General features: G+C 61.0%; 14 protein-coding genes and 1 pseudogene. 7 read left to right on the top strand and 8 right to left on the bottom strand.

The genetic code is table 11. The features are described 5' to 3' along the window. The first annotated feature begins 131 nt into the window (after positions 1–131). Positions 132–554, top strand: a complete 423-nt coding sequence (gene arfB, locus NJLHNGOC_RS10820) for an alternative ribosome rescue aminoacyl-tRNA hydrolase ArfB (protein ID WP_113596355.1) — start codon at positions 132–134, stop codon at positions 552–554. Positions 555–721: 167 nt separating this feature from the next. On the opposite strand, the gene NJLHNGOC_RS10825 is transcribed toward arfB, so the two are convergent. The 4 genes and pseudogenes from NJLHNGOC_RS10825 to NJLHNGOC_RS10835 all read right to left on the bottom strand — a co-directional run bounded on the left by NJLHNGOC_RS10825 (position 722) and on the right by NJLHNGOC_RS10835 (position 6,465). Then, a complete protein-coding gene (locus NJLHNGOC_RS10825; RefSeq protein ID WP_113596356.1) occupies positions 722–1,411 on the bottom strand; it encodes a Fe2+-dependent dioxygenase in 690 nt (229 codons plus the stop codon). Positions 1,412–1,459: 48 nt separating this feature from the next. After that, positions 1,460–2,407: pseudogene (locus NJLHNGOC_RS16380) on the bottom strand (TonB-dependent receptor). A 35-nt stretch (positions 2,408–2,442) separates the two neighbouring features. Further along, positions 2,443–3,969: a TonB-dependent receptor gene (locus NJLHNGOC_RS16385; protein WP_456306360.1), complete on the bottom strand. Its 1,527-nt coding sequence runs from the start codon at positions 3,967–3,969 to the stop codon at positions 2,443–2,445. 306 nt (positions 3,970–4,275) lie between these two features. Then, entirely contained in the window at positions 4,276–6,465 is a 2,190-nt protein-coding gene (locus NJLHNGOC_RS10835) for a TonB-dependent receptor (protein WP_206059776.1), read from the bottom strand. A 187-nt stretch (positions 6,466–6,652) separates the two neighbouring features. On the opposite strand from NJLHNGOC_RS10835, the gene NJLHNGOC_RS10840 reads away from it, so the two are divergent. Genes NJLHNGOC_RS10840 through NJLHNGOC_RS10850 form a run of 3 tightly spaced genes read left to right on the top strand, consistent with a single transcriptional unit; the run spans position 6,653 to position 8,726 of the window. Further along, positions 6,653–7,006: a hypothetical protein gene (locus tag NJLHNGOC_RS10840; RefSeq protein ID WP_133258732.1), complete on the top strand. Its 354-nt coding sequence runs from the start codon at positions 6,653–6,655 to the stop codon at positions 7,004–7,006. Then, positions 7,003–8,469 (top strand): PepSY-associated TM helix domain-containing protein, encoded by a 1,467-nt coding sequence (locus NJLHNGOC_RS10845; RefSeq protein ID WP_113596359.1) that lies wholly within the window; start codon positions 7,003–7,005, stop codon positions 8,467–8,469. Before NJLHNGOC_RS10840 ends, NJLHNGOC_RS10845 begins: the two co-directional genes overlap by 4 nt. Beyond that, on the top strand, positions 8,466–8,726 hold the full coding sequence (locus NJLHNGOC_RS10850) for a hypothetical protein (RefSeq protein ID WP_113596360.1): 261 nt from the start codon (positions 8,466–8,468) through the stop codon (positions 8,724–8,726). Before NJLHNGOC_RS10845 ends, NJLHNGOC_RS10850 begins: the two co-directional genes overlap by 4 nt. A 136-nt stretch (positions 8,727–8,862) precedes the next feature. On the opposite strand, the gene NJLHNGOC_RS10855 is transcribed toward NJLHNGOC_RS10850, so the two are convergent. Genes NJLHNGOC_RS10855 through NJLHNGOC_RS10870 form a run of 4 tightly spaced genes read right to left on the bottom strand, consistent with a single transcriptional unit; the run spans position 8,863 to position 12,905 of the window. Then, positions 8,863–9,822, bottom strand: coding sequence for an ABC transporter ATP-binding protein (locus tag NJLHNGOC_RS10855; RefSeq protein ID WP_206059777.1), 960 nt, complete (start codon positions 9,820–9,822; stop codon positions 8,863–8,865). A gap of 44 nt (positions 9,823–9,866) precedes the next feature. Continuing rightward, complete coding sequence (locus NJLHNGOC_RS10860; RefSeq protein WP_239021475.1) at positions 9,867–10,940, bottom strand: ABC transporter ATP-binding protein; 1,074 nt, start codon at positions 10,938–10,940, stop codon at positions 9,867–9,869. Beyond that, positions 10,930–11,904 carry an ABC transporter permease gene (locus tag NJLHNGOC_RS10865; RefSeq protein ID WP_113596362.1) on the bottom strand — a complete coding sequence of 325 codons (975 nt, stop codon included), beginning with the start codon at positions 11,902–11,904 and terminating at the stop codon, positions 10,930–10,932. The genes NJLHNGOC_RS10860 and NJLHNGOC_RS10865 overlap by 11 nt, the downstream gene beginning before the upstream one ends. Beyond that, the gene (locus NJLHNGOC_RS10870; RefSeq protein WP_113596392.1) at positions 11,901–12,905 is read right to left on the bottom strand and encodes an ABC transporter permease; all 1,005 of its coding nucleotides are present in this window, start codon (positions 12,903–12,905) and stop codon (positions 11,901–11,903) included. The genes NJLHNGOC_RS10865 and NJLHNGOC_RS10870 overlap by 4 nt, the downstream gene beginning before the upstream one ends. Positions 12,906–13,670: 765 nt before the next feature. Here NJLHNGOC_RS10870 and NJLHNGOC_RS16010 point away from each other — a divergent pair. The 3 genes from NJLHNGOC_RS16010 to NJLHNGOC_RS10885 all read left to right on the top strand — a co-directional run bounded on the left by NJLHNGOC_RS16010 (position 13,671) and on the right by NJLHNGOC_RS10885 (position 19,555). Continuing rightward, positions 13,671–13,826 carry a hypothetical protein gene (locus NJLHNGOC_RS16010; RefSeq protein ID WP_165837921.1) on the top strand — a complete coding sequence of 52 codons (156 nt, stop codon included), beginning with the start codon at positions 13,671–13,673 and terminating at the stop codon, positions 13,824–13,826. A 225-nt stretch (positions 13,827–14,051) separates the two neighbouring features. Then, complete coding sequence (locus NJLHNGOC_RS10880; RefSeq protein WP_239021476.1) at positions 14,052–15,902, top strand: CocE/NonD family hydrolase; 1,851 nt, start codon at positions 14,052–14,054, stop codon at positions 15,900–15,902. A 434-nt stretch (positions 15,903–16,336) separates the two neighbouring features. After that, positions 16,337–19,555: a TonB-dependent receptor domain-containing protein gene (locus NJLHNGOC_RS10885; RefSeq protein WP_239021485.1), complete on the top strand. Its 3,219-nt coding sequence runs from the start codon at positions 16,337–16,339 to the stop codon at positions 19,553–19,555. The last annotated feature ends 185 nt before the right edge of the window (positions 19,556–19,740 follow it).

A 19,740-nucleotide genomic window follows, 5' to 3' on the forward strand; every position in this document is an offset into this window, starting at 1 on the left:
CTCCCGCCATGTTCTTGGTTATTCACATGGTGGTCGTATCCACGTCGGCGGGCAATGCCCGTCATGCGGGGAAGGTATCCGCAAACCGAACATCTGTCCCACATGATGGCGGGAATATGCTACACGCGGCCATGGCGTACCATGTCCTTCCCGATCTTGTTATCCATGACGATGATATTGTCGTGACCTATATCCATGCCTCCGGCCCGGGGGGACAGAATGTCAACAAGGTCGCGACCGCGGCCCAGATCCGTTTTGATGCCACGCGTTGCGCCACGCTGACCTCACGCCTGCGCGCGCGGCTGCGGCTGCTGGCTGGCAGCCGCATGACACGCGACGGCGTCGTCATCCTGACGGCGCAGCGGTTCCGCAGCCAGTCCCGCAACCGCGAGGATGCGATCGAACGCCTGCTCGACCTTCTGCGGCAGGCCGCGCACGTGCCTACCCGCCGGATCGCCACCCGCCCTTCCCGCACGCAGCGCCGCCGCCGCATGGATGACAAATCCCGCCGCGCGCGGATCAAGCAGGGACGCGGCCGCCCGATGGCGGAATGAAGCCTGTGCGAAGGGCAAGGTCGTGAAGACGTTCCCGAGAAAGCTGCTTTCAGAAAATGCCAGGGGAACGCGGCCTTTTTGAAAAAAGGCGACACCCAGAAACTTCTGTTATCCTGTCGACGTATTTTCAAGCCCCTGCGCCAAGGGCCGTTCACGCAGGCCCGATGTCACAGGATGCACCACTGCCGCATCAGGTTGTGATAGATGTTGGTCAGTCCCAGCACGGACGGGTCATGATCGCCCAGCCGTTCACGCAACGTGATGGTCTGCAGGTCCAGATCGAAAAGGATGCGCCGTCGCGTTTCATCGGCGACCATTGACTGTGACCAGAAAAAGGCCGCAAGGCGCGACCCGCGCGTCACGGGGGTCACGCGGTGCAGGACCGTGGTGGCATACAGGACCAGATCCCCTGCCGGCAGCTTGATGGCCTGCTCCCCTCCCGGTTCGGACATGATGAGTTCGCCGCCGTCATATTCGTCCGGGTCCGACAGGAACAGCGTGGACGACACGTCCGTGCGGATGCGGGTATGGATGCCGCCGGCGAAAATCCCCCGGATCGCATTATCGACATGCGCGCCAAAGGACATCCCGACGTCATAGCGGTTGAACAGGGGCGGACTGACCCGGTATGGCAGCACGGCGCTGTTGAACGTTGCATTACGGCCCAGCGCCTTGAGCACGATCTCCCCCAGTTCGCGACAGATGGGGGAATCCTGCGGCAACTGGCGGTTATTCTTGCTTTTGGCGGACTGCTGTCCTGCCGTTTCCCGTCCGTCTGTCCATTGCGCCGTCCGCAGTGCCGACTGGCACCGCGACAGTTCATCGGCATTCAGCAATGCAGGCACGTGCAGCAGCATTCCACTTATCCCCGTGTCGGCCGGGCCCGTGCGATACGGGCCCATCCCTCAGTATTGGGCGGACAGATTAAACAGGAACGACCGTCCGATGGAAGGCGTCACGCGGTTGGAAAACAGGCTGCCGTAATTCAGGCGGTTGTCGAGGTTGTATCCATTCATCGCCACCTTCCAGTGATTGTTGAAACGGTGCGACACCATCGCGTCGAATTCCACCGTGGCGGGCGCGCGCGCCGTGTTGGCCTGATCCAGCCACACGCCCTGCCGCCATGTCAGGCCACCGCCGATCGTCATGTTCCACGGCCGGCGCGGGGCGATTTCATAGGAAGTCCACGCGGTGGCCTGATTGTGTGGCACGTACTGGATCTGCCCCCCCNCTGTTTGGAGGACGCCGATCCCGCCTTGGTGATCGTGGGGTCATACANGCGCATACGTGCCATAGAACATCCAGTTGGGCAGGATGTTGCCCGAAATGCTCAGCTCCAGCCCCTGGTTGCGTTCCTGATCGCTTGTGGCGCTGATGTCGCCGGTGGAAGGATCGGTCTGGATCGAATTGCTCTTGTCCAGGCGGAACAGCGCGGCCGTCATGCCGATCCTGTCGTGAAAAGCACTGTATTTCGCACCAATTTCATAAAGCGAGCTGCGTTCCGGCGCGGCGCTCTGGCTCTTGGCGTTCATCGGTTCGGAACTGTTGGTGACATACATGCTCAGCGGCGTGGTGGATTGCGACCAGTTGAAATAGACCATCAGGTTGCTGCGCGGCGTGTACATGACGCTGACGCTGGGGTTGAAAGTGGTTTCGTCCTGCCCGTAATGCACGTCGGGATATTTCGCCGTATCGCCACCTGTCGCGCTGTAATGACTGTTCCAGTTGTCCCAGCGGAAACCCGCCTTGACCGAAAGGTAATCCGTCAGCCAGACCTGATCGGACAGGAAGAAGCCGACATCAAGGGCATCGCTGTCCTTGTAACACTTCTTGCCAACGCCACTGATGTTCACAAGACGGTCGGGATACTGGTTGCAGTCGCCCAGCGTCAGGCCNGGGCACGTACATCGACGGACTGAGCAGGCTGGTGCTGGGCCGGTTGCTGCCNATAGGCATAGTTCTGCCGGTGGTCGGTCACATATTCGATGTCGAAACCGCCGATGATTTCATGCCGGATGCGTCCGGTGCGGAAACGCGCGATGCCGGAAAAGACATCCTGTATCGACCAGTCGCTCTGCCGGTAGGGTTCGGGACCACCCACGCCGCCATTACGCGCGACCTGTGCTGCGGCGGGGTTGGCGGAAAACAAATCGGCATTACAGGTCGCCGACGGCACGCTGCCATTTATCAGGTTGTTGTTATACGCCGTTGTGCCCGCCGCCATGGACGAACATGCCTCCTGCGAGGCGGAGAAATAGCGGTGATAGATCCCGCCGCGCATGTCGTTGTAAAGTGTCAGGATCGGGCTGACCTTTGCCGTCAGGCGACCGGTGATCATGTCATCACTGGTATTGTCCTGATCATAGGTCGTGCCATACCAGTTGGTACGCCTGACCCCGTATTCCGTCGCAGGCAGGCCAACCGCCGCCCCCGGCTTGTAAACGACGGGCACGCCGTAATCGGGGATGCGGTTATCGTTCTGATGAAAATATTCCAGAACGAATGACACCTTTTTCCCAAGGCCAAAGGCAATGGAGGGCGCAATGCCCCAACGATGGGAATAGATGTAGTCGCGGCCGACGACATTGTTTTCATTTCCCATGCCACTCAGGCGAAAGGCGATGCTGTTGGTCAGCTGCTGGTTGATATCCAGCGTGCCGCGATAATAGGACCCGCTGCCGCCCGAGAAATTCGCCTGATAGAAATTGCCCAGCTGCGGGCTCTTGGTCACGATGTTGATCGCGCCGCCCGTCGTGCCGTTGCCGAAAACCTCAGACGACGGGCCCTTGATGACGGAAACATGGTCATAATTGAAACTGTCGCGGGTATAGACGCCAAAATCACGCAGCCCGTTTTCATAGATGTCGTTCTGCGACTGAAACCCACGGATAAGGAACTGATCCCCGGCCATGCCGCCTTCGCCCTCGCCGACCGAGGCCGTGATGCCCGGCACGTTCTTCAGTGCCTCGTCAAGGGATTTGACGTTCTGCTGCTGCATCAGGACCTGCGGCACGACGTTGATGTTCTGTGGCGTGTGCATCGCGTCGTGCGGCATGCGGCTCAGCCCGACCGACTGTTTCAGCGCATTCATCGGCGATGCCGTCACCGTGGTGTAATCGTGCCGGTGATCGGAAATGATCCCCGACGCATCTTCCTGTGCGGCCGCATCCCGGGACGTCGTTTCGTGGGATGCCGTGGTGGTGGTGGCGGTCCTGGCCTTCCCTGCCGGCGTCGTGGGGGATGTGCCTGACTGCTGCACGACGGTGGAGGTTTCCTCCCCCGTGGCGGCGGCATGTGCCGCGGACGAACAGGCAAGCGCCAGCGTCGCTGTTGCAACGGAAAATGGTCGGAGACGGCGGGGTGGGATCATGGGGGTCATCTTTGATAGTTGCGACTGATTCTTATTTCCCCCCATTAATGAAAGTGAGTTTGATTCGCAATATCAAACGGGCGGATTTTTTGACAATCCGCCTTCTTAGCGTCCCTGTGGTGTTTTTGCCGCACGGGAACAGGCATGAAGGATCCCGAACGCCGCCCCGCCAGACAGACGATCCCGCGCGGCAACGACCGGAATATCGCGACACGAAACCCGTTGATCTGGATATTTCCTGAAAATGACAAAAGCTTCCGGGTGCCGCCCTTTTTAGGAAAGGCGGCGTGCCCAGAAGCTTTTCAGACAAAAGGCTTCCCGAAACTTCTCTACGGTGTCAGCAACAGCTTCTTACAGATCGGCGGTAAAGGAGAACTTGAACGTCCTTGGCAGGCCTTCAAGCAGGTAGCCGTTGAAAGAAGACGACCAGTACCGGGTATTCGCAAGGTTATCGACGCCAAAGCGCAGCGTCAGCGGCTTGTGATCAGCAACGAAGGTATAGCGCGCCGCCAGGTCAAAACGCGTCCAGACCGGCAGGTGCATCGTATTGGACGTATTGACCATCTGCTTGCCCGTGTTGACGACGCGTCCCACGACCGTCGCGCCCTTGAGGAACGGCAGGTCATATTCCAGATTTCCGTTGATGGTGTAATTGGGAATCCCGATCGCGGTATGACCGTTCTGCAGCCCGCCCGCCGTGCGTCGCAGGTCCGCGTCGATGACCGTGCCGCCACCGTTAAAGCGCAGGCCCGGCAGGATTTCCCCATTGACGTTCAGTTCGATGCCACGGTTGCGCTGCAGCCCGTCCTCCACAAAAATCGACTGGCCCGTATTGCCGATGGCCTGCGAATACGAATTGGGCTGCGAGATTTCGTAAACGGCAAGGGATGCGCTGAAACGCCGGGTTTCATACTTGGCGCCCACCTCGTACTGGGTGGATTTATAGGGGGCGAAAATCTGTCCCTGGTTGATCGTATCTGCCGGCGCGGTCTGCCCCTGCGACAGGCCCTCGATCCGGTTGAAATACAGCGCTGTCTGCCGCGTGGGATGGATCACCAGCCCGACCACGGGGGTAATGGCATCCTGATCGTAATGGGAATTGATGGCGCCACGGCCCGATGCGGCGTAATCGTATCCGTTGATCAGCATGTTCTGGTAACGAAATCCCCCCGTCAGGGCGACGCGGTCGTGAAAGAACGACATCGTGTCGGAAAAGAACAGGCTGTACAGCCGCGTACGGTTGATGGGCTGCGGATTGGCGACGTCACCGCCGCTAAAGGTATTGGCAAGCGGCGAGATGTAGGGCGTGTTGTAGATATTCGTCGTGACCGAGGTCAGCGCCATGGAATAGGCGGTATCGGCCTCCTCCCACAATGATGATCCGCCTGCATTGATTTCATGCCTGACGGGACCGGTCCTGAAATGCGCCCGCACGCCCGCGCGCGTGCTTTCGTTCGTCTGGTTATAGGGCACGTACATGCTGCCGATGGTCGCCGCCCCGGTGATGGCGTCGGTTACGGTCGGGTTCGCGTATTCGCCCTTCTCATTCCCGCCAAGACCACCGAACGCGCCATAGACGGTGATATGCTTGGAAAAGTCGTGTTCGATATTGAGCATGCCGAAAATGTAGTTCAGGTCGTTATAGGCCCAGCGCTGCCCGAAATTGTGCGACGGCGCTGCCGCGCGCGGCACCGAGGTCACACCCGTCCCGAGGAAGATGGCCGGCCGCCCCCCGTTGACGCCCTGATTCTGGTAATTCATGTCCAGCGAAATGCGGGTATCGTCATTATGCCAGTCGAAATCGGCCCCCACGGCGGCGGAATGGCGGTATTCATGGTCGATCGAATCCTCGCCATCCTGCCCTGCAACATTCAGGCGAAAGCCGAAGGCCTTGTCCCGCCCGAAACGACGGCCGAAATCCACGCTTCCCCCGCCCAGGGCATTGCTGGTGTAATCACCCGTCACGCGGGTAATCGGGGTTTTGGTCGCGTGCTTGAACATCAGGTTGATGTTGCCGCCGATGGCCGATCCGCTGGGCGCCGCGCCATTGAGGAACGCGCTGGCCCCGTTGAGCACCTGCACCTGATCATATAGCTGCGGGGAGACAAGCTGCCGCGGCGTGATGCCGTACAGCCCGTTGATCGCCACGTCATCGCCATCGACGGGAAACCCGCGGATCACGAACATCTCCGAAAAATTGCCATAGCCATAGGTGGTGCGCACGGACGGGTCGTTTTCCAGAACCTGCCCCAGCGTCTGCGACTGCTGGTTGAGGATCAGGCTGGAGCTGTAGCTGCGGATGTTGAAGGGCACATCAAGCCCCTTCTTGTTCCCCAGCACCCCGAGCTGACCGCCACTTGTCACTTCCATCTGGTTGCGGCGGCTGGCGGTGACGATGATTTTCTCGTCCTTCGCCTGCGCGTCGGCCTTTTCCGGCCCGGGGGTTTTCTGTGCCCCGGGGGCTTTTTTCTGCGTTCCGGGCTTTTCATCGTCCGCGGCGAATACCGGCGCCATCGGCAAAAGGCTTCCCATAACGATCATGACCGCCAGCGCCACGACAGTCTTCCGGCGGACAGGGATCAGGCATGCACATAACATTACGAAGAGCCTTCGGATAAAAGCGGTTGGGGAGTGGGTGATATACGCAAATGCGATTAAATCGCAACATCTGGGCCGGCATCGTTGTATTTTTTTCGCATCCGGCGACATTCTGTGGCATGAAGAACACATGCAAATGCGTCGCATTTATTTCTCAATATGTAACAGAAGACCGCAACTGACGCGCGACAGGGCGAAACGCCCCCCCACCCTTGCCGTTGGCAGGATCAGCGCCCTGGCGATCGGTTGCCTGCTTTCCTATCTGGTCGCGCACCTGCTGCTGATGGATATCGGCCGGATGGTTGCGCGCCATGGGAACGGGACGCTTCCCCCGGATGCGACACAGCTGGGGTACATGGTTGCCGTTGGCGCCCTGCCCCTGCTGATCCTGACCTGTTTCGGGATATGGGCGCGTTATCGCGGGATCATTGCCGTGGGGATGCTGGGCACGATCGCAGCCCTTGCCGGAACGGTCCTGCCATGACGCGTGAAACCCTGCGCACACGCATGGGATGGCTGCATGCCTGGGTCGGATTCGTGTGCGGGCTTGCCCTTGTCTGCATCTTCGCCACCGGCACGCTTGCCGTTTTCGATACGGAAATCACCCGGTGGATGCAGCCTGAAATCCCGGCCCTTGCAAACGCGCAGCCCACCGACATCGCCCTGGACAGCGCCAGCCGGATGGTGCGTGACCAGCAGGCGCACGGCATGTCGGCCTTTCTTGTCCTGCCCTCCGCGCGTTCGTCCGTGCTGGAAATCCTGCATTACGACGGCCATGAATTTGTCGGCGATATCCTTGACCCGCGAACGGGGGCAATAATCCCCGCGCGCCCCACGGCAGGGGGCAAATTCTTCTACGACTTCCATTATTCCCTGCGCGGTGGAGGCGTGATTGGCGTCGGTCTGGTCAATGTCCTTGGCACAGGGCTGCTGGTTGCGGTGGGGGCGGGCATCGTGATCCACCTGCGCGCGCTGCTGCCGGATCTGGTCATGCTGCGGCTGTCGGTCTCGCGCATCCGGTCATGGCTGGATGCGCATCTGCTGGCCGGTGTCCTGTTCCTGCCCTTTACCGTCATGATGGGCTATACTGGCGTCCTTGTTCATGCCGACAGGATCCTTCCCGCCACGCCGCTGGCAACGATTTTCCGGCATGACGCCGCCCCGGCGCGTCTGCCCGCCTCTCCGCCGGTCCTGTCGCCCGTGCCGTCCTTGCGGCCCCTGCTGGAAACCGCACGCCTGCGCCTTGGCGGACGGGAATGTGGCTTCATCCTGTTTTCGCCCGATCGCCTTGGCATCTTCGCCAGCGATGCCTCCGGCCCGTTCATGACGCGCGACCATGTGGATTTCGGCCTGCCTGACGGGCGGGTGCTGGGCACGACGGTTACGCGCGGACCTGTCGCGACAACCCTGCAACTGATGCACGGCCTGCATTACGCGCGCTTTCTCCCGCTTTCCCTGCGCTGGCTGTATTTCGTATCCGGCCTGTGTTCGACCGCAGCCATTGCAAGCGGCATGGTGCTGTTCCTGATGAAACGCCGCCGCAAATCAGGCTATCGCGCGGTTTTCCGCATTGCCGAAGGGCTGTGCATCGCCACGATAACGGGCCTGCCTGTCGCCATCCTGTCCTTCCTGTGGGGCAACCGCCTGCTGCCCGCGACCCTGCCGGGTCGGGAAATACTTGAAATAGACGTGTTCTTTTTCATCTGGGCCATCTGCGGCCTGCATGGAATCACGCGATCATGTGCCACGTCCCCCCTGTCGGGATGGCGCGAACAGCTTGTGGCGACAGCGGCGCTGGGATGTGGCCTTCCGCTGCTGGATGCCGCGGGCGACGCGACCGCGTGGCGGCAATGGTCCGGCATTCACGCGGGCATTGATGGCATGGGGGTTCTGTTTGGCGTGATCGCGGCCTGCGTGGCGCGTCACATGAAAGACAGGGCTGCATGACGATCCTCATTTCCCTGCTGTCATGGGGCATTGCCCTGTCCTGCCATGCGTGGCTTCAACACGCGCGGTATCACCTGCCGCCGGTCTCACGCCCCATTCAGCGCGCGATGCGGATCGTGCGCGCGGTCGCCCCCATGCTTGCGCTGGGTGTGGCGCTGACCGCCGGTCCGGTGGCGGGCGTGCTTGTCTGGTGTGCGACGTTTTCCATCGCGGGAATGGCTGTTGCCATCGTGGTGGAACGGCTTACGCATCACTGACGATGGCTCTGGTGAAGCTTTTTGCGGAAAGCTTCGCAAGACGCCGCCTTTTTGAAAAAAGGCGGCACCCAAAAACTTTTATTTTCTTTTATCAACAGGCTGTTTTCAAAAATCTCTTTTCATGCATCGGCAACAGTCACGCGGTGCCATCCAGCGGGAAATGACAGGCCACCTCATGCCCTTGTCGCACCGGACGCAGTACGGGTTCGTCCACACGGCAGCGATCCTGTGCATAAGGGCAGCGCGTATGGAACCGGCAGCCTGACGGACGCGCGACCGGGCTGGGAATATCCCCCCGCAGGGGAATGGCACGCATGCCCCCCACGACGGGACGCGGCACGGCGGCGCTCAGCGCGGCGGAATAGGGATGGGCCGGATGGTGCAGCACACTGTCCGTTTCCCCCAGTTCGACAACCGCCCCCAGATACATCACCGCCACGCGCGTGGAAATCTGGCGCACCACCGCAAGGTCGTGCGCCACGAAGACATAGGTCAGCCCCAGCCGCGCCTGAAGATCGACGAACAGGTTGACAATCTGCGCCTGCACCGACACGTCCAGCGCCGAAACAGGTTCATCCGCCACCACCAGACGCGGCGACAGGGCCAGCGCGCGGGCGATATTGATACGCTGGCGCTGCCCCCCTGAAAATTCATGGGCATAACGCTCCAGCGCCGCGCGCGGCAGGCTGACCAGTTCCATCAGTTCATGCAGCCGCGCGGTAATGGTCGCGGCCGATCGCCTGCGTCCATCGGCATCGGGATGCACGCGCAGCGGTTCCGCCAGCAGGTCGCCAATGCGGCGCCGGGGATTGAGCGATGCGTAGGAATCCTGAAACACCATCTGCATGCGCTGGCGCAACGGACGCATGGCACGTTCGTTCAGCGCGGTGATATCACGCCCCTCGAACAGGATCCGGCCTGACGAGACATCCATCAGGCGCAGCAGGCAGCGCCCGAGGGTGGATTTGCCACATCCCGATTCCCCCACCAGCCCCAGCACCTCCCCCGGCATGACGGAAAGCGAGATACCATCCACCGCCTTGAGCGTCTGGCCACGTGGCAGGCGATAGGTCTTGCGCAGATCCCGCACCTCCATCAGCGGAGCGGCCGTCCCCTGCGTCATGATGGGTGGATGCGCGTTCATGCCGGCCCCTCCTGCGGGGCGGACGCCGGACATCGCGGCGGCAGGGGCCTGCCCTCCGTCGGCAGGACGCAGGCGGCGGCCTGATCCGGTCCGACCGGCACCAGCGGCGGCGGCGCGGGGCGGCAGCGTTCATGCACATATCCGCAACGCGGGCCAAAGGCGCAGCCGACCGGCCGGTCAAGGGGGGCGGGGGGCACGCCGGCGATGGTCGGCAGCCGTTCGGGGCGCGGCCCGTCCAGCGGCGGTATGGAAGCAAGCAGCGCCGCCGTATAAGGATGGCCCGGCCGCGCGAACAGCGCCCCTGTCGGCCCGGTTTCGGCAACACGCCCCGAATACAGCACCAGCGTGCTGTCACAGGTTTCCGCCACCACCCCCATGTCATGCGTGATCAGCAGCACTGAGGAGCCATGCCTGCCGCGCAGGGCGCGGACAAGTTCAAGGATCTGCGCCTGCACCGTGACGTCGAGTGCCGTGGTCGGCTCATCCGCGATCAGCAGGACGGGATTGCACGACAGCGCCATGGCGATCATCGCGCGCTGGCGCAGCCCGCCCGAAAGCTGGTGCGGATAACACCCGGCCGTGCGGACCGGGTCGGGCACCCCCATTTCCCCCAGCAGGCGCACCGTGCGCGCGCGGGCCTGCCTGCGTGAAATCCGCTCATGCGCGCGGATCTGCTCATCAATCTGCCATCCGATGGTATAGACCGGGGTAAAGGCCGTCATCGGATCCTGAAAGATCATGGCGATCTGCCCCCCGCGCAGGCGGCGCAGTTCCCTGGGGGCAAGGCCCACAAGTTCCTGCCCGCGAAACAGGGCGGATCCGGTAATCCGCACGCCCGGACTGTCGATCAGGCCCATCAGCGCCATGGCCGTCACGGACTTGCCCGAACCCGACTCCCCCACCAGTCCAAGGATCTCGCGCTCCGCCAGTGTGAAGGAGACATGTTCGACAATCGGGATCATCCGTCCCGCCGAAGGAAAGCTGACACACAGGTCACGCACCTCCAGCAGTGGCGCGCGGGCGGAGCCGTCCCCGGATATCGCATTGCCGGGCATCGTACTACCGGGCATCGCGCACCCGTGGGTCCAGAACCACATGGATGACATCGACCACCGCGTTGGCGATCACCACGAACACCGCCGAATACATGACGCACGCCATGATGACCGGCAGGTCGAGGTTGTTGAGCGCCTGATAGGTCAGGTGCCCCACCCCCGGCAGGCCGAACACGACCTCCGTCAGCAATGCGCCGCCGCCGACCAGCTGCGCGAAGTCCAGCCCGAAAAGGGAGACGAAGGTAATCATGGACATCCGCACCCCATGCCACAACAGGATGCGCACGGGCGACAGCCCCTTGGCACGGGCGGTGCGCATGAAATCCTCGCCCGACAATGCCACCAGATCGGCACGCAGGACGCGGCTGTAGATGCCGATGAACATGACCGCCAGCACGATCCACGGAATGACCAGCGCGCGGAACCATCCCAGCGGGCTTTCCCCAAAGGGCACGTATCCCAGTCCCGGCACCCATGAAAACAGCCATGTATCGTGATACCGGCTTTGGGTGACAAGGTTGGTCACCTGCCCCAGCCAGAAGACGGGCATGGAAATCCCCACCAGCCCCAGCATCATGAGGCCGCGATCCACCCATGTATCCTTCATCGCCGCGGCCAGCGTCCCCATGATGATGGACGCCACGACCCAGATCACCGCCGCCCCGCAGACCAGCGACGCCGTCACTGGGGCCGCGCGCGCGATTTCAGGCACCACCAGTTCCCCCCGGTCCACATAGGAGGCAAGGTCGCGCGTGATGAACAGCTTTTTCATCATCGTTGCGTACTGCACCGGCAGGGAGCGATCGAAGCCGTATTCCCTGCGCACTTTTTCCATGACCTGGGGCGAGGCATTGCGTCCCGCGATCCGAGCGGTGGGATCGGCGCCCGGCGTCGCAAAGAACACCATGAACACCAGCGCCGAAATCCCGAACAGCACGAACACCGTCTGCCCCAGTCGGCGCAGCAGGGCGCCCATCATGATGAACGCCGCCCGGCGTCGCGCACGTCCAGCGCGTCACGCAGCCCGTCGCCAAGGATGTTCAGCGCCAGCACGACCACCACGATGGCAAGCCCCGGCGCCACCGCCACCATGGGACGGGTATAGATCAGCCCCTCCCCATCCTGAATGATGGTGCCCCACGACGCCGCCGGCGCCTGAACCCCCAGCGAAAGGAAGGACAGCGCGCTTTCGGCCAGCAGCGACAACGCCATCAGCAGCGGCCCCAGCATCACCAGCGTGGTGGTGACATTGGGCAGGATGTCGCGCAGGACAATGCGCCAGCGCGGCACCCCCAGACAGCGCGCGGCCGTGACGAATTCCGCCCCCCGCAGCGCCATGACCCGCCCCCGGATGGGCCGCGCGGCATAAGGCATGTAAACCAGCGCGATGATGAAGACGGGTATGAACAGGCTGTCCGCCCGCACGACGAAAGGCCCCAGCGTCAGCCCGTGGCTGACGGTGACGATGGAAAGGGAAATGGCGAACAGATAGACCGGAACCGCCCACATGATATCCATCATGCGCGACAGCACGGCATCCACGATCCCGCCCGAAAACCCGGCAATGATCCCCGTTGTCGCGGCCAGCACAAGGCACAGCACCGCGGCGCAGGAGGAGATCAGCAGCGAATTGCGCCCCCCATACAGCAGCCGCGACGCCAGATCGCGCCCCTGGCTGTCGGCCCCCAGCAGGTAGGAAGCCCGCCATGTCGGCCCGATGGGGCTGAGCCCGAGATGGAGCGGATTGTCATTGGGCTGCATGATGTCCACCTCCCGCCCGTCAAGCATGACGCTGCCCGCCACGTTGGAGACGAACGGATCGGTCCGCGCGATATCGCGGGCATATAACGGCGCCAGCAGGCAGGCGAGCGTCACGAGCAGCAGCGTCGCCAGCGCAATCATGGCCGAACGGTTGCGCCCGAGCGCGCGGATGGCCTGCCGCCACGGTCCCGGCGGCGGAGAGGACGCCATGCCCGCCATCACCACCCCCGCATGCGCGGCCCGGGCACGCGGCAAGGCGCGTCATGCCCCGGACGGACGGAAGGCGGGCATGTGTCCTTTATGACAGGAAAGGGCACGGTGGCCTCATTACAGTTGATGATACCGGATGGCTGGCGGCACCGGCGGCCTGACGCCACGGGTTTCCCAGACGGAATCACCCGCAGTGCGTGCGGCATGCCGTGCATGAAGGCATCGGGGCCAGAATGGCAATGGTTGGACAGAGTGGTCACTCTGCCGGAATAAAGGCGGATGCCCGGACATGCAAAGCCCGGATGCCACGGCCCCCTTCGTCCACTTTGCCTGATGCGATCCCTGCCCCACGCGCCAGACACCGTGACAGGGACGTGGCGGTTTTCATTCTTTCCATGTGCCATCTTTCACAAAACGGAATCATCCCACCTTTCCCCGGGGAGGAGTATATGAAAACAGCCCGCTGATAAAAATAACAAAGTTTTGGATGCCGCTCTCCCCCGAAAATCCGACATTCATGGACGCTTTCTTGTGAAAATCCCCACCGAGATTCCTTCATGATGCGCAGGATGTTTCATGGATACCCTGCGGTCAAAAACACATTTTCATGCCATGTATTATTGTTCCTGCCCCTTAGACAAAGGTTATGGGGAGGCCATATTTTGATAATTGACGACAGTACATGCGTGAAACGATAATCTGGTTTACTCCATCTCGACATGGAATGCTTCCGCACCGGCAAATCCGGGTGCAACGAAGACGGAGCCCTGACTGATGTCATCGCCACCCGAAGCATTACGCGCCCTCCCATTCCGTCCTGACAACGCCGGTTCCGTGCCCCTGCTGGCGGGGACGTGGCGTCGTGAAAGCGCGAAACTGTCGGGCCATTGCCGAAAATCCCTCATGACCGCGATGTCCGGGACGCGGTGACGCCTGCCTCCCCACACGGCCCGGCAGAAGATCATGGGGCTTTTCGTGCTTCCTCAGATAAAGGACAATTCCGCTCCTCCGGCCGTCCACCCGGCCCGTGACAGAATTTCCGTGGCATGGATCCAGAAAAAGAAAATGCAGAAATCCCTTCTCCTTACAGCATGTCTTGTCCTCTCCTGCGCATCGGCCACGGCGTCTCCCGCGCCAGAGGGAATCCCCGCCGACATGCCACAGGATTTCCACGCAAGCGACAGCAGCTTTGACTACATCCGCCGCAATGTCATGATCCCGATGCGCGATGGGAAAAAACTGCATACGGTCATCATGATCCCCAAGGGCGCGCATGGCGCCCCCATATTGCTGACCCGCACCCCATACAACGCGGATGAAATGGTCACGCACAATATCAGCGGGCATATGCGTTCCGCCCTGCAGGGGTATGACAACATGCCCGACGTGATCGCGGATGGCGGCTATATCCGTGTCATTCAGGACGTGCGCGGCAAATACGGTTCCGAAGGCAGCTATGTCATGAACCGCCCCCTGCGCGGGCCGCTGAACAAAAGCACGGTCGATCATGCGACCGACACATGGGACACCATCGAATGGCTTGTCCACAACGTCCATGAAAGCAATGGGAAAGTTGGCATCATCGGCGTATCGTATGACGGGTTTACGTCCATGATGGCGCTGTTCAACCCGCATCCCGCGCTGCGTGCCGTCGTCCCCATGAACCCCATGATCGACGGATGGCGGGGGGATGACTGGTTCCATAACGGCGCCTTCCGCCAGCAGATGCTGCCCTACATCTATGATCAGGACGCCACCCGGAGCAACACCGCCAAATGGTGGAGCAGCTATCACGATGATTACAACCTCTACCTCGACGCCGTTTCCGCCGGGGCGCTGGGCAAAAGCCATGGCATGGACCAGATCGGTTTTTTCAGACAGATCCTTGCCCATCCCGCCTATGATTCGTTCTGGCAAGACATGGCGGTTGACCGGCAGATCGCCGGATATGGGCTAAAGGTCCCCACCCTGCTGGTCCACAGCCTGTGGGACCAGGAAGACATCGTCGGCGCGATCGGCACCTATTACGCACTCCACGACAGGCCGGATTCGCGCGACAATCTTTTCCTTGTCATGGGTCCGTGGAACCATGGCGGGGAAATCCGGCAGGCCAGCACGATGGGCGCGGTGCGGCTGGGGTCCGATACCGGGGCCTATTTCCGCACCCGGATACTTGAACCCTTTCTGGCTCATTACCTGAAGGACGACAGCTCCGTCCCGCTACCCGCGCATGTGACCGCCTTTCGCTCCGGCAGGAATGAATGGGAATCCTCCGACAGCCTGCCGTCACAGGCCTGCAGCCCCTGCACGACGCTTTATCTGGGGGCGGGACACACGCTCGGCCTGTCAAAAGCCGACAGCGCAGCAGGAACGGAGGAGTATGTGTCGGACCCGGCGCGTCCGGTGCCCTACCTGCCGCGCGCCATCGAACCGATCGCCCATACGCCCGTTTCCGCATGGCCGAACTGGCTGGCGAGCGACCAGAGGGAAGCCTCCGGCCGCACGGATGTCGCGACCTTCACGTCCCCTGTCCTGACGGCGCCGCTGGACATCCAGGGACTGCCCGTCGCCCATCTTACGGCTTCCACCACGGGTACGGATGGGGATTTCGTCGTCAAGCTGATCGACGTGTATCCTGACGAGGTTCCTGAACAGCCTGAAATAGGCGGATACCAGCTCATGGTCAGCGCGGACATCCTGCGCGGCCGTTATCGCAGGAGCATCGAGCATCCCGAACCGATCCCGGCCAACACGCCGCAGCTTTACAGCTTTGCCCTGCCGGTCGCCAACCACACCTTCCTGCCCGGCCATCGTGTCATGATACAGGTCCAGTCAAGCTGGTTCCCCCTTTATGACCGCAATCCGCAGACCTATGTGGACAATATCTTCCTTGCCCCGCCGGCGGCCTACAGGCCCGCGAAAATCAGCATCGACCTTGCCAACAGCTGGATCGATGTCCATTCGACCTCCCCGGTCGCCAACCCCTTCGCCGCGCCCCGGCCCTGATGGCTGGCAGGCCCCGCCTGACACGCAAAGGCTGATCCGTTTCGGGGCGCATGGCCCCGCGATACGCGCATTTCCCGCCATTTCCGGGAAATGCGGCGGATTTCATGCAATCGGACGAAAAATCCGGCCCGCCACGCCGCCATGCCAACCCGGCGGCACGGGGGATTTTTCCTATCTGCAAAGATTTCCCCCGCTTTCCTTTCCATCTCGGACAGGTGATCTCTAAACCACAGGTTAATTCTTCCGCATGTTTTAGAAATCGACAAAACGTCACTCGGAATGGGATCGTAATGAAGGCGAGGTAGACCTGTGTTGGTGGCGATGATTTGCCAGCGGTCGCCGTGGTGAAATGCGGAGTTTTAGAAATGAGCACTGGCCTTCCATCTGTTCGAAGGAAACGTAGGGACGTTCCATCCAGACCAAGCTTGAAAACAGTGCTGCTGATTGGCGCGGCAGTGACAATTGCTGGCTGGAGCATCGATAGTACAGAGGCTGCCACCAGCTCCACATCCCATGGCTCTGTCGTTCCGGCCAAGAGCAAGAAGAAAAAAAGCACCTCGACCTCCAAGACCGCCACCTCCTCGTCCACCGCCCAGACGGCATCGGGCACTGCGGGCACAGTCACGGCCACCAGTCAGACGAGCACGACAACCCAGAACGCCACCACCCTCCAGCAGGCGTCATCAAGCACCGCGGCTGCCGGCCGGAGCGAAGACATTACCGTTACCGGCACCCGTCTGTCGCAGACGCGGCTGAGTAACGTCACGGCCGGCACCACGCTGGATGCCAAACAGCTTCAGGCACGTGGATATTCCAACCTGGGCCTGGCGCTGCTGCGTGAAAACCCGGCATTTTCCGTTCCGTCCAACAGCCCCGTCGGATCACAGGGATCATGGGGCGCGGGACAGACCTTCAGCGGCCTGCTGGCCCTGGGTGACCAGCGTACCCTGACGCTTATCGACGGCATGCGCATGGTCGGCGGCGCCACGGCGTCGCTGTATGGCGCGGGCAGCGGTTCGCAGGTGGACGTCGGCACCATCCCGACCTCGCTGGTGAAAAAGATCGATACGCGTTACGGCGGCGCGGGCGCGGCCTATGGTGCGGACGCCGTGGCCGGTGTCGTCAACTATCAGCTCGACGATCATTTCAAGGGCATTGATTTCAACGCGCAGGGCGACTGGACCCAGAAACTCGACGGGGGACAGGAAAAGGTCTACCTGAAATACGGCACGGGTTTTGACCATGACAAGGGCGGCATCGTCTTTGACGTGGAATATCGCAATGCGGATGGCCTGGTTTACAATGACCGTGCCAAAAGCATCGGCAGTGAGGCCGAAACCTATCTGTGGCCGGCCCTGACCAGCGATTCCCCCTATTATTACGTCCTGACCAAGAACGAACGTTTCAGCCAGCTGAGCGCAACCGGCATTCCGCTTGTCAATGGCGAGCTGAATCCTTCCTATTTCGGGCAGGCATCCGGCGGCATCGCGGCGCCCGGCGGGGGCGTCCTGCAGTTCAGCAAGGACGGCAAATCCCTGATCCCGCTGACGGGAACGGTCACGCGCAGTAATTATTACACTGCCGGCGGCAATGGCCTGTCCTTTGAAAATTATGACCAGCTTTATACGCCGCAGACGTCCCTGAACCTGACGACGCTGGGACATTATGACTTCAACCGCCACCTGCATGCCACATGGCAGGGCTGGTACCAGCGTGGCGAGGCCAAGAGCTCCGTCAACCAGGGTCTGTACTATTCCGCCACGTTCGAAGGCGATCCGCTGACGCGGGCGAACTTTGACGCCGATCCGCAGGATTACGTCAACGGCAACCTGGTTTTAAGCACGGCCAACCCGTACCTGACCTCGGCTGAGCGGACAACCATCGTCAATGCCCTCAAAGCCGCCGGACAGCCGACGGATACGTTCTACCTGTCCCGTGCCAACCAGGATTTCGGGGAAGGCGCGTTTACCACCACAAACCAGATGTATCGTTTCCAGGGCGGTCTGAACGGTGATTTCGAGGCGGTGGGCCGTCGCTTCGACTGGAGCGTAAAGGGCGAATACAGCGAGTATCTGAGCAACACCAGAACCCTGATGGTGGATACGAACAACCTGATCAACGCACTTGATGCCGTGACGCTGCCCAACGGCACCATTGGCTGTGCGCCGGGTTATGTCAATTCCACGGCCAAGACCCGCAGCGAGACCTGTGCCCCCCTTGATGTCTTCGGGCGCAATCAGGAAAGTGCCGCGGCGCTGAAATACATTACGTCATGGGTCAATCCCAGCAACACCAACAAGCAGCTCGACGTGCAGGCGGAAATTCACAGTACCGTTGTCAAGCTGCCCGCAGGTAATGTCCGGTGGGATCTTGGTTACGAACATCGGTGGGAATCCTATAACTTCGATGCTGGCAGCATCCTGAACGGTGAATTGCTGCCCGATGGCAGCCGCCGTCAGTATGGCGATGAAATCCCCACTCCGAACACCAACGGGGCTTACGGCACGCACGAAGTCTTCGGGGAACTCGATGTTCCGATCGTGTCGCCGGAAATGCATGTGCCGGGCGCCTATCATATCTCGGCCACGGCAAACGGACGCTATATTCATAACAGCATGACCGGCAGCTACTGGACCTATATGTTCGGTGGCAGCTGGTGGCCCACCAGGGATTTCGGCTTTAGCGGAAATTACGCACAATCCGTTCGTAACCCGTCCGTCACCGAACTGTTTTCCCCGACAAGCCGCGTCAACAGCATGGCAAGCGACCCGTGCGCCCAGGAGGATATCGCCAACGGCCCCAATCCTGCCGTTCGTGCGGCCAACTGCGCCAAGCAGGGCATTCCCAAGGGATTTGTCTCGAACATCGTCAACTATGGCATTTACGGAACGGATGGCGGCAACTCGCACCTGCAGAACGAAGTTTCCCACAGCTATACCGGTTCGCTCCATTTCATGCCGCATTTCGTCCCCGGCCTGCAGATTGACGCCTCCTTTGTTGACGTGAGGATCAGCAATGAGATCGAGGACCTGGACATCAGCGACATCATGAGCGCCTGCTACGATTCAAGCTCGTTCCCCAACAAGTACTGCAGCATGTTCACCCGCGACCCGACCACCCATCAGGTGACGAATTATCAGGAAGGCTTTGTCAATATCGCCAACCAGCATATGCAGGCGCTTGAAGGAAAGCTGAACTACTACATCCCGCTGTCACACTTCGGCCAACGGTTTGCCGACTGGGGATCGTTCAATATTGGCGTGAACTACAACCACTACGTCAAGAATACCCAGACATTCCTGGGCACGACCTATCCCGAGGTTGGCAGCACCAGTTCGCCCAAGGACTCCTTCACGGCCAACCTTGATTATGTGCGCGGTCCGCTTTTCGTGCAGTGGCAGACCATCTATTACGGTCCGTCCAAGTTTAACGTGACGGCCAGCCAGTACGCAGAAACGTTTAATAGCCGGCCGGATTTCTTCTACTTCAATACGACGATTGGCTATAAGATCACGAAGAACCTGAACCTCAACTTCATGATGAACAATGTTTTCAACGAGCTTCCCAAGGGCGTGGGAACGGTGGGCCTGACACGTTACTATGATGTCATTCTTGGCCGTTCCTTCGAATTCTCGGCCGGAGTTCACTTCTGATTTTCAAAACAGGCGGTCCGGCTTCCTGAATACTGCCGGACCGTATTTTCCATCATTACAGAAAACCGTGCCCGCCACTGGAAAGATCCCGGTGGCGGGCACTGTCATATCCGGCCCGATACTTGTCTTTTCCTGCCCTGGGTTACAGATTTTGTGAACCAGATGCCGACCCGGAGCATGCGGAA

This window comes from Novacetimonas cocois (assembly GCF_003311635.1).
GTDB lineage: Bacteria > Pseudomonadota > Alphaproteobacteria > Acetobacterales > Acetobacteraceae > Novacetimonas > Novacetimonas cocois.